Here is an 11,881-nt window from a genome sequence, read left to right as displayed (position 1 = left end):
GCGACGGTTGTATCAGGAGTCGTCCTCTTCCCAGGTATCGTTTTCGTCCTCGCTGATGGTGTACCAGGTGCAATAGGTCTGGCGGCTTAAATGCCCTTTGCCGTTGAGCCTGCGGGCAGGGCGGCCCAGGGGGTCATGGAATATCTGGTCGCTGCAGCCATCCTTGCGCAGGGCTTCATCATCGATATAGCGGTAGTGATCGGCGAAATACGCCCGGTAGTTCCTGACCACCAGCCCTTTGTTGTTGTATTCGACCCGGCCGCTGACACGCCAGCGCTGCTCGCTGTTCTGGCGCAATGGCTTGCCCTCGCTGTCCAGGCCCAGGCGCCCCGACGGGGTGACCACATAGGCCTGGCCCGGGGTGGTTTTCTGTTTGGTTTGCAGCTCGCGGCCAAAACCGTCGCTGAATGCCAGGCTTATACGGATCTGCCGGGTAACGCCGGCATCCTCAGTGGGGTATTGGTCTGCCTGTAGCACTGCGCTGCACACCGGTTCGCGGCGGGCCTGAAGGATCTGTTCGGCGAGCTGGCGGTTGGTCGGTTCGGCCATGTCCAGGGCTGCAAGCCGGCTACGGGTACTGGCGCGGATATGGCCGCCCGGGGTCAGGTAACCCTGCGCAATCCATTGCTCGCGCAGGGGCGATGGGGGGATTTGCCCCATCCAGTTGAAGGGTGCGTAAAAACAAGCGCTAGCGGCATTCAGCAGCGCGCTCCAGGGGTTGTCGATGGCGGCACGGGGGCTGTCGTCAGCCGGGCGCCGGTAGTCTGCCAGCGGGGCGAAGCCCGCCGGTTTGCCGTGTTCCTGGCCGAAAAGACTGCTGGCCTGCAATTGCCCGAAAGCGTCATAGAGGGCTTGCTGGACACTGCCCTGAGCATCGGTGATGGCAATGGGCAGTTGCAGGCGATAGTCATACACCGCTTGTGTGCTGCAGCCGTCAGCGCCGGTCACCACGGCAAGATGGCAACTGTAACGGTCATGCTCCAGGGTGGTGGCCGCATGGCTTTCGGACGGGCGCACCTGCTGGGGCCGATAGAACAACTGTTCACCGGCATAGCGGGCAAATCCCTGTTTCAGCGCCCACAGTGGAGGCGGCGGGGTGGCATCCGGGGTATCAGGCAAAAACAGGCGCATGGGGTGGTAATGCTCCTGGGCCAGGGTAGCGGCCAGATCGAAGGGGCTTTCTGCAGGCATGGTTGGCACTTCGTCATAAGCGCTGAGTGCCTGCTCGTCCAGTTCGGCGGTTTCCCGGTAGGCTACCAGCGCCTGAAAACTGGCCTGACCCGGGGGCAAGGGGGTGTCGCTGCGGGGCAGGCAGTAGTGCTGCAGGCTCAACCCGGCCAACGTGCGTGCGGCTTGCGGCCCCAGCGAGTTGTCGGCGGTGTTGCCAATCAGGTGTTCGTAGCTGATCCGCGTCGGGTCCAGGGCCGCCTTGTCCAGCACCAGGGCATTGCTGCGGTGGCGGTAAGGCAGGTGCAGGCGCCAGCGCTGGGCGTTGTCCAGATGGATAAGTTGTGCGCGGACTTCACTGATGTAGTACGCCTGCTGGGCCGGGTCGTGGGTGTCGCGCCACCATGTCTGCTGATGGGGCTCGCTGAACGGGGGCGTGTCGCTGGCCTGCTTGCGCCGTGCGTAGTCGATGGTCACGCCGTGGACCAGGCTGCCATAACGATCCCGGCGCAGGTTGATAGTGTGCTGGCAGGCCGGATCGGCGGGCTCGCGTTCGTAACGGTACACCTGCGACTCCAGCGGCAGTACCAGCATGCTGGCCGCAGGTTGCAGCAGGCGCAGCAGGTAACGGTGCTGGCTCACGGTGTAGGGCACCCGCGACGCGGGCGGATCATCGGCGGCGAATACCTCTTCGCGCAATACCAGGCCGCTGAGCGCGTGGCGTGCCTCGTCCTGCTGCGCCACAGGCAGGGCGGGCAGCACGCTGTCCTGCGTGGCGTTCGCCTCCAGACGGGTCAGCAAGGTATGGCCCGGCAGGTGGGCGTGGGCATCCCCCGCCCAGTAATCGTCGCGGGGCATGTCGAGGGATTTACCGGTGTGATACCAGGTTTTTCGCAACAGCGCCGCAGTATGCGCCTGGTCGCCGGGGGCTGTGGTGGAGTGCTCGGTGTCGGTGGCCAGGACCAGGCCATAGCCCTGGAAGCGGCGTTTTTTGCCATCGTAGAAAGCGTCCCGGTATTCAAACCGTTGGGTATGCTGGTTGCCGCTGATCTGGTCAAGTTGTTGCTGCTCGCTGACCAGGTGCAGGGCAAAAGGCAGGCCGCTGCGGTGTGGCAGGCGGCTGGCGCGGCGTAGCTGCTTTTCATCAAGCCACTGCTGGGCGCTGCTGCGGTAATGCAGGCGTGCGACAGCACCCATGTTGTTATCGGTGCCTGTCAGCAAGTAGGGCTTTTGCGTGACAAAGTCGTACCGCCAATGGCGCGGTACGGGGTGGGTCACGCTCAGGACCAGGCTGGTACAGCCCAGCCCCTGCAGGTCGGCGACGCTGACCTGGCACAAGCGGTCGTACCTCACCCCCGCCGGCCAGGGCAGCGGGGTGGCTGCGGTTTGCAAGCCGTTGCCGCACTGGTTCATGAAAATCAGCGCCTGGTCGGCTTCGAGATAGATCAGGTCGCTGGCGCCGGAGCCGTCAAGATCGGCCAGCAATACCCGCGATGCCTCGAACCCGGTATAGGAAAAAGGCAGGCTGGCGAATACAAAACCTTTGCCAAATCGGCCCCGGCCCAGGTTCGGCCAGCATTTGATCTCGTTATGGCGGATACGCACCAGGTGTTGCTGGCCGCTGCCCAGCAGATCACTGAAGGCCAGGACTTCGCTGGCCTGGTCACCGGGCAGCGGCAGGCGGTCATCGTCATGGGCGTGGGGGATGTGCGTGGCTGCAGCAAAGCCCTGCTGGCCCTGGTTGGGGTACAAGCGCACGCTGTTGCTGCCGATCAGGACCAGGTCTTGCAGGCCACTGCCCATCAGCTCGGCGAGCTGGCCCGTCGGCTGGAAAAATTCTTGCGGCAGGGCGGTGAAGGGGGTGAATGGCGCCCATTGGCGATCTTGCTCAAGGGTGAAAAAGCCGCCCATGCCGGGCTGGGCAACCACCCACTCCAGGCGGCCGTCGCCGTTGAGGTCTGTGAGGGCCTGCCGCAGCGGGCGGTTGCGGTCCGCCACGGGAATGCGTGCCAGTGTCTGCAGCGGGCCATAGACCACAGGCTCGGCGGTTACCGCTGGCGCCGCCCGAAGCGGTTCGCGGTAGTGCCAGGCCTTGTCGCTGCGGTAAAGCACCCCTGGCAAACCGTCGCTGTACAGGTCAACCAGTTGGTAACCTTGGCTGTCATGCGGCCCGTGCAGGGCATCGAAGGGGCGGTACCGGGCGGGGTCGGGGGCCAGTTCAAAAGCGCTGTAGGTCAGCTCCAGGGGGGGGCAGTGGTTGATTGCACCTGCCGGGTCCACTGCCTGTTGATGCACGGCCTGCAGCAGGCTGGCGCCAGTGCCGGTGGTGGCGTACTCCAGCAGCAGGCGCCGGGTCAGCACCGGGGCGGGGCCGAGGCTGGCCTCTTCGGGGAAGTAGTGGAACATCAGGATCTGCCGGCACAGCCGCCGAGTGCCCAGTTCAAACCCGCAGGCATAGCTGCTGAACGGGTCGCGGCGCACCGGCCAGGGCTGTTGTTCGGCGTAACCGGGCGTCTGGTCCGGGGCCGTGGTGCGTTCGCCGTAGTCCAGGAGCAGCTCAAAATGCCACTGCCCGGCGGGCGGGGCCTGGTCGGTCCAGAGTGCCAGCTGCGCCCTGGGCGTGATGTTCCCATAGCCTATACGGCTCAGGTAACGCTGGGCGCTGTAGTCATGGGGGCCATCGCCGCGGGTATCGGCCTTGTAGTGATAGAGGATCTGTTCCCCGAGAGGGTTCAGGCTCTCTTCGAGCAACCATTGCGCAACCTGGGTGGGGGCCTGCGGATCGGCGATGCGTGCCGAAGCGGTTTTGCCAAACAGATGGACGTTGCCGTCCGCGCCCTGGACAAGCCAGAACCCTGCAGGGTCTGCCATCGAGGACCAGTGTTCGATGCGGTCGAAGCGGGTTTCAGTGCGCGGCAGATAACGCACCACGCTGTAGTGCGCGCCCAGTGCCAGGCCGTTGAACTGGTTCACGCTGCGGCTTTCCAGGGCCCCGCTGGCCGCCCGCTCGGGCACCAGTTCCACGCCCGAAGGGCCGATAAAGCTGTCTTCATGGTCCCAGGCGGGCACGCCCTTGAGGGTGCTGCGCAGGATGGCACCGGCACTCGCCGTCCAGCCCGTGCCGAACGGGCCGTTGCCCAGCGGGCTGTGATAGTTGAGGTCAATGGCCGGGGTGAATCCGCGCCCCGCAGACAGCGGCAACGGAATCTGTAACGACGCCGCACCGGTCATCCCGACGGCGCCCCAGCTGTTGCCGATACTGTGGATGGCGCCCCCGCCCTTGGGCAGGGAGGGAGTTTGCACCTGGTCATTGGCCGGTGTTTGAGTGCTCATTTCTGGCCTCCTGCACTTTGTGCGGTGTAGCGGATATGCACAATGATGTCGCTCAGTGAGTTGAGCATGGGCAACTGGGCCATGTGCATGGGGAAGGCCAGCAGCCATGTGGACACGGCCCCGGTGTACTCGAAGGGCAGGTAGCGTTCGTCGCTGTCGAAGTTGAGAGTGAACAGGCCGCTGTCATTAAGCCCGGTCGAGAGCACGACCTGCTCCCTGACCCGCAGGTCATCGCGGGTGTCACTGCTGGTTGCGGATAGCTGAATCTTGCTCGAGGTCTGGGTCAGGGTCGCGCGGATGTCTTCATAGGGGCCGAGCGTGGCTGGCAGGGATACGCTGATGTTTTTGATCCTGCGCAGGTAATGCCCGGGGTAGTCGTCGTCGAACAGGGCCTGGGTCAACTCGAAGGCCACGCTGCCCTTGTCGAGCAGACTCTTGTGCATTTCGGCCCAGTCCTGGTTTACGGTCCCGCTACGGTCCTTGGCGCGCAGCAGGCGCAACGACACGGTCTTGCTGATCTGCAGTTCACGCCGGTTGCGCTGCAGATACGCGGCGAGCATGTGCTGCAGGTCAAGCTTGAGCGTTTCGCCTGCGATCATGCCCTTGAAGTGGTTGTTCCAGGTGCCGCTGCGGATAAAACGTGTGTCCCAGTCGGCACGCTCGAACTGCCAGCAGGCCTGGGCGGTCAGGCACAGCGCATGGGCCACGTCATAGGCCTGATAGTAGAGCGCCGCCAGTTGGCTGTTGAGCCACTGATACAGTTGCGCGTTGCCAAAGCGCCTGCTGAGCAACTCGTAGGTTTGCCGGGCCTGATCCAGGGCCGTTTCGCTGTACCGCAGTTGTAGGCGCAGTGCCGCGCTTTGCTGGATGTGGGCCTGTAGCTGCATGTCCACCTGATGCAGTTCCAGTGTGCACTGTTCCAGCGCCTGGGCCCATTCCTGGGCGCGCCGGTTGAACAGGCTCGTGCGGTCCAGATGGCCAGCACTGGCGCGTTTTTCATTGGCAACACTCTGGGCACCGGCCTGGACCGCATGAAAGGCGCCCTCATACCGCATCCCGCCGTTGGAGGTGCCGAAAATATTCGGTGCCAGCATCGCCAGCCCTGCACCCGCCTGGGCCACCGAAGCCACCGTGTCCCATTGCGCACTTTCCAGATAATGCTGGGTGGCCTGTGCCTCGGTTGCAGAGATTTTTTCCTTGAGCAGGCCTTGGAAATACTGCATCCGGCCCTCGATCACCCGTCGCCCGGCCAACAGGGCATCATGGCTGCTGGCGTCTGCGAGCAGGCCCTGACGCTGCTGGTCGACGGCAATCCGGGCCAGGTCCCAGGCCTGCTGTTGCTGCAACTGCAGGTGCTCGCTCTGCTCCTTGCGTTCGAACAGCAACAGCAAGGTGTTACCCAGCTGGATGACGTTATCGACCAGGCTCATGGCGTGTGCCTGGATGGTCTGGAAGCGGTAATGGCCGATGTCGGTGGCCGGTGCTGCGGGGTGGGCTGCGCCGCTGGCACCGCCGCCGCGGGCGTATCGGCTCAGCAGCGTGTGTGCTTGCAGGGCCGGGGCAAACAGGGGCTGCTGCAGGGGCCTGGCATTGATGTCGAGGTGATGCCTGAGGTTGTACAGGCGGCTTTCAATCTTGTCCCAGCGTGTCAGCAGTTGCGGGTTAAGGGGCCTGCACAAGGTGCTGGCGGGTTCGGTCGCCAACTCGTGCAGGGTTCTGGGCTCCCAGGGATCGCTGCGGGTGATGTCAGGGCGTGGCCCGAGCAGGCTCTTGACTCGCAGGTACCACAGCCTGGCTTCAGCCAGGCTGTCGCTGCTGGCCTGGCGAAAAGCGGCATCGCCGCGATTGAGCAGGATGTCCAGGTACAGCATGTACAGCGCCTGACGAAAATGCAGTGGCGTGCTGAGAGCGATCTGGTGCGGGTCGTCGGGGTTGTCCAGGGCATAGCTGGGGTCGGGTGGGTCTGCGTGCAGAACAGGCAGGCGCCAGTGTTGCCGGTGCGCGCGCTGGCCTTGCGGGTCGAAGATATGCCGCAGCCAGGCTTCGGCTTCGGCGTAGCGTTGCTCCATGTTCAAGCGGCAGGCCACCAGCCAGGGCAGGTACAGGAACAGCTCCCAGAAGTACTTGCCGTGGGCGCCATGAAAATCCAGTGGCTGGGGCGCGGCCCGGTTGCCCATGCCGGGTTCGTGCCATTGGCTGACCGTTGTTGCGAACAGATGGTCGAGGCTGACGTTGGCGGCTGCACTCAGTTGCCGGCCAACCCCGGTGTTCATGCGGATCGGTGCTCGCGGCTGGCGGGCCTGGGCATCGTCACTAAAGTGGATGCGCGAACCGCTGAAATCGATGTACTCGGCTGTGCCCTCGGCTTGCACCCTGCTGCGGCTTATACCGGGCGCAAGCGTGATGACAGGTGCTGCGTTGGCCGGATCCAGGGTCAGCTGCAGGGCTTTGAGGGCGTAGCCGCGGATCATGCGGTCGTGGTGGCGGGTATCGGTGTCGTAGATCAACACCCCGTGGATGATCGTGATTGGCCCTTGGCCGGAGCCGCTTTGTTCGTCAAGAGGGCGCAGCGTACGGGGGTTGAGTTGAATATGGGCGTTGAACGGCTGCGCGGGGTCCAGGCTGGGGAACGTGCCGTTGAGTTCGCGGCGGGAGGTGTTGGGTTCGCCGACCAGATGGCTGTTGCCACGATGGATATTGGCCGGGTGCGGGGTGCCCTGGTGACGGGGGATCATGATCACCCGCTTGTAATGGCGGGCATACAGCCTGGCCTCGGCATTGTCGAATAGCCAGTCGTTTTGCGGGTTGGCAGTGTCGTTTTGCAGTGAGTGAAAATGAACGGTAATGCTGTAGTCGGTATTGGTGTTTTCAAACAGGAAGTTGAAGGCGTCGTACTCGATGAACCTGTTATGCAATGGAACGTGCCAGTCCCGGCGTATAGGCAAGGTTTGCTGAGGCCTTGGCCCGCCATCAGGGTCTTGAGCGGCGTCGTAGATCAGGTTCGAGTAGCTCAGGCCGGTCTTGTTGCAGGTAATGGCAAGCGAGACCCAGATGCACGGCGGGCTGACTTCGGTCTTGAGGGTCAGTTGCGAACCGGTTTGCAGTGCCACCTTGTCGGTCATGTTTGCCGGGGGTGTGGGCACGCTCAGGTTCAGCTCCAGGCTCAGTTCAGCCCAGTTGGTACGCGCCTTGAACGCGATACTGCGGTGCTCCTCGAATGGCTTGCTCAGCCTTGAGGTGACCTCCAGCACGCAGGAGGTCTTGTTGAACACGATATCGCTGTTATCGCGCAGTTCGCTGATATGCTCGTGTTTCTTGTCGAAATTCCACCCGTCTGGCACGGGGTCGGGCGTACTGGTAGCCATGCCCGTCACCGCCACGGTTTCGCTGTGCGGTGCATGAAAATTGAAGCGCCGGGTGTTGCTGTAAACAAACTGTGACAAATAGCGTTTTGCCAAATTTTCATGCTCGGTAGTGTGAGGAGCATCCCACACGGTCCCCCTGGAAAACAGCCGCTCGATGGCAAAGTCCTGATCGATGCGTACGGCCTGGTAGAAATCGCTGCGGGTGTGCTTCTGGCCGGCGGCAGGCAGCGGGCTGGCATGGGCGTTCAACCCCAGGAACAGTGACGGCGGGTGGGTGGTGGAGTCGAGCACGGCCACGGTTTCAGTCGCCTGTTTCAGGGCTTCCTTGTCCAGTTTGTTGAGTTCTTTCATGACGCAGTATTCGTCGCTGCACAGCTGCGGCACGCTCCAGGTGCCATCGTATTTCAAGTAAATAAAGTACAGGCGAAACTGGATAAAGCGGTTTTTGAGATAGCGCTCCAGGCGGGCCTTGTAGTCCTTTTCCGTCTCGTCGGGCTCAAGCCAGGAGTATTCCGCGCTGCCACTGACTGTGGTCGGGGACATGCACTGGGCCCAGACCACAAACAGGCGATTGTTGAAGTAGACCGGGCGGAGGCTATGGTCCGGGATGTTTTCCGAGGCGGGCAGGGGGATTTTCTTCCAGTCCGACCAGGCACCAGGCTCGGGGGCATCCTGCTTGTACCCTTGGCTGGAGCCGGCTGGCAGGCTGCGCCGCGACATGTCCAGCGACCGCCAGTAATAGGTGTTGTCGACATTTGAACGGGCAACAAAGCAGTAGGTGCTATTGGCAAAGTTGTCCTTGTTGCCATCGATATAGCCATTGAGCGTTCTGAGGGTGGCGACCTGTTCAAAACGGGTCAGATAGCGCTGTATGGCCGGCAGTACGCTGTCGGGCTCGATACGGCATTGATTGATGTCGTTTTCCAGTTGCTCAAAGCTGTCGCTCTTGTGGCTGCGCAACATCGGGCTCAGGTAGTTGGCCGGAAAATGGCGCAGCTGTTGTACCGCCCGCCAAATCGAGTAGGCATGCAGGTTGTCGCGCCAGGTGGCCTGCTGGGCGGCGCTCATGCCCTTGATGTCATAACCGGGCTCCAGGCCCAGGGAGATGGCGTTGATGTATTGCTGCAGGCTGGCAATGGCACTGGCCACGCGACTGGTGGGCACGGCCTGGCTGACCTGCACGTCCAGCAGCCACCAGGCCTGCAGCTCGTCATCTGTGACGGGTTTGCCATCGGTGGGCGCGGTGGGCAGGGAGCTGTCATGGCCCGATACATGGGTCAGGCAGAATGCGAGCAGGGCGTCGCGGGTCTGTTCATTGAGTTGTTGATGGATGTGTTCAGACATGGTCACTTCCTGGACGGTCCGCCACCGGCTGCGTTGAAGTTGAAGGAAGGGCCGCGAGAATGGCGTTGCCGACCCTGGTCCAGTCATCGGAGCTAAAGGTGGCGGTCAAACGGGTTGCCATCAGCAACATGCTGGCCGAGAGCCCTGTTTGTCGGGCGGTGTCATGGCAGCGCATCAGCCAGTCCAGCTCCGCCATTGAACGCACGCGTTTTTCCGGCAGCCGATTGGCCAGTACTTCGATTTCGCTGATGCTCCACCCCAGCAGCACAGACAGTTGCTGGCAGGTCTGCGCGGTCAAATCCTCGCTCTGGCCTGAAGTGTTGGCCAACTGCAGGTAGTTGAGCAGAGCGGGCTGTTGCACCCCATAGGCATGGCTGCAGTGATGGAACCGTTCAAACAGGTACAGCGTGCTCAGGGCCAGCTTCAGGGGCGCACTGGCGGGTTGTTCGTGATCCAGCCAGTGCGGGTTGAGCAGGAAGGCGTGCAGAGCCGTACGCTCAAGGGGCAGTTGCAGGTCGGTCTCGGCATCGGGCAAATACAGCAACAGATGCTTGAGTATTTCCTGCGGGGTTTCGCTGCCCAGGGCATTGGCGAAAATGCGCGCCCCCTGGCGGCACCCCTGCCTGAGCAGTTCGCTGGTTTCACTGGCTGTGGAGGTTTGCTTGAACAATTGTTCCAGCACTTGCCTGAACTGCAGCAACCGTGCGTAGGCGTCGGCTACCAAGGGGTTGAGCTTGAGCTTGACTGCGGATTTCAAGGCCAGGTTGCGCTCGACATCCGTACTCAGGTTTACATAACGATCGATCATGTAAGCCAAGCCCTTTTCCAGGCTCCCGGGCCTGGTTTCTATGGGCAACTGGGACTGGGCCCTGAGCAGCCCTTTGGCCAGCAAGACGCCCCAGGTGTAGCCCAGGGGGCGGGCGCCAGCCTCGGGCTGCGGCAAGTCCAGTGCGGCGAGGGTGGCCTGGGGCAGCAGGTACTGCTGCATGCCGTGCAAGACCTCCTCAAGCTGCCTGAGCCGCAGCTGTACCCGTGAGGGGGGCGCTGTGCCGTCCAGTATCAGGTGTCGGCGTATCTGCTGCACATCGGTACCACTGCCCTTGAACCAGGTCACTGCCCAATCCAGTTGCATCAATACATCGAGAAAATCCGCCGGGACGTTGCTGCCCGATGGCCGCAGGTTGGGGCTGACCAGTTGCAGGCGGTAGTCTTCGCCACCCAGCAGTTGCGCAAGGTGGTCCGCGTCCTGCAGGGTCAGGCCGAACAGGGCAGGAAGCGTGGCTTGCCGGTAAAAGCTGGAGAAAGTTGCCAAATCCCGGCGCAGCCCCTTCAGGTGCTTGTGGCTTCGCGCGGTCAGCAGGCCCAGTGACTGCGGGGTGTCTTCCAGGCCCAGCGCCGCGCACACCTGGTACAGCGTGGCCGCGTCGGTGTTCAGGTCCAGGCGACGGTTGTCCAGGGTCAGTGCCGAACCGGAGCCGTGGGGCGGGTTGAACACCCGGTCGAACAATGCCGGGGTGTGCCCCACGCCATGCACGGGCATTTGGTACAGCCACGCGCCAAAGGTTTCGGGGGTAATGCCATAACGGCGGCGCAGATAACCAAACACGCCCAGCGCCCGCAGGCTGTTGTCATTGATGAGGATGGGTTCCTTCGCGCTGCCTTCGCAGGCCCTGGCGCTGTACAGCAGGGTGTCGAGGTCGGCATAGGGAATATCGAGCCAGCGTTGCAGGCGGATCATCCGTTGCAATCGATCGTGCCGCTCAAGGCTGGTGTTGAGCAGGTGAACCGCCGCCGTAGTGTCGTTGCCCAGCGCCAGGTTTTTTTGCCCTTTGTGGTGGGGGCCGTTGATAAAACGGGCACCCACGGTATGGTCCTGGCTCATTTGATCTGCGGTTTGCACCACATTGGCAGACAGTCGTGGCCGAAAGCTGGCGCTTGCCAACAGCTCCTGCAGCTGAAGGCTGTTGAGCCCAGTGTGCTGCATGAATTGTTGCTGCCCGGTGATCGGCTGTTCGTGGCCATAGTGTTTTTTGTAGAAGGCCGCAGGGTCGTGCAGTGCCTGCGGTGCGCCAATGTCTTCGGTTAGCAGGTTCTGCTGTGCGGGGCTGAGCAGGGTCAGCAGGCGCTGGGCTACATAGGCTTCCTGCAGCACGGTGCCGTACTTGTTTTCCGGTTGCTGGCTGCAGGGTAATTTAAGGCTGATGCGGTAGTTCAGCTCGCCCAGCCCCGGTTTTTTATCCCCCAGCCCCAGTACGCACTGGCGGTGGGCCAGATCGAAAGGCAGGGCAAAGGGGTAGCGCAATTCGGCCAGCACTTGCTCGACCGTGCTGTCGCCATAGATGTCACGGTTTTTCTTCAGGTATGCCTTGACGGGCTCGAGCAATGTTTCATTGACCAGGGCCAGCAGGGGCAGTTGCCGGGTGGTATTTTCGGCGTCCACCAGCAGATCCTTGAGCATGGGGCGGCGCCGGGCCAGAGTGATTTTTGCTGCCGTGCCCTGGCCGGTGCCTTCCACCTCCAGGGCGAACCGGTAGAGCGCCTGTAAATACGCGGCAGGGGAGTCCACGGCGGCCAGGGAGGTGGATGAACAGAAGCTGTTCCAGTCGTCCTTGAACAGGGCTGACCAGGTGGGGGGGGATTCGGTCACAAGGCCCGAATCAACGGGCGAGTCC

Annotated in this window: 3 protein-coding genes; all 3 read right to left on the bottom strand. The window is 62.6% G+C overall.

Annotated features, from left to right (window positions below; genetic code table 11):
* Positions 1-12 precede the first annotated feature (12 nt).
* Genes BFC21_RS06550 through BFC21_RS06540 form a run of 3 tightly spaced genes read right to left on the bottom strand, consistent with a single transcriptional unit; the run spans position 13 to position 11,856 of the window.
* On the bottom strand, positions 13-4,500 hold the full coding sequence (locus BFC21_RS06550) for a SpvB/TcaC N-terminal domain-containing protein (RefSeq protein ID WP_120265825.1): 4,488 nt from the start codon (positions 4,498-4,500) through the stop codon (positions 13-15).
* Positions 4,497-9,209 carry a neuraminidase-like domain-containing protein gene (locus BFC21_RS06545; protein ID WP_120265824.1) on the bottom strand — a complete coding sequence of 1,571 codons (4,713 nt, stop codon included), beginning with the start codon at positions 9,207-9,209 and terminating at the stop codon, positions 4,497-4,499. Before BFC21_RS06545 ends, BFC21_RS06550 begins: the two co-directional genes overlap by 4 nt.
* Positions 9,202-11,856, bottom strand: coding sequence for a Tc toxin subunit A (locus tag BFC21_RS06540; protein WP_162939290.1), 2,655 nt, complete (start codon positions 11,854-11,856; stop codon positions 9,202-9,204). The genes BFC21_RS06545 and BFC21_RS06540 overlap by 8 nt, the downstream gene beginning before the upstream one ends.
* Positions 11,857-11,881: the final 25 nt, after the last annotated feature.

This window comes from Pseudomonas sp. TMW 2.1634 (assembly GCF_001703595.1).
GTDB lineage: Bacteria > Pseudomonadota > Gammaproteobacteria > Pseudomonadales > Pseudomonadaceae > Aquipseudomonas > Aquipseudomonas fragi.
This window is presented reverse-complemented; position numbering and strand designations above follow the sequence as displayed.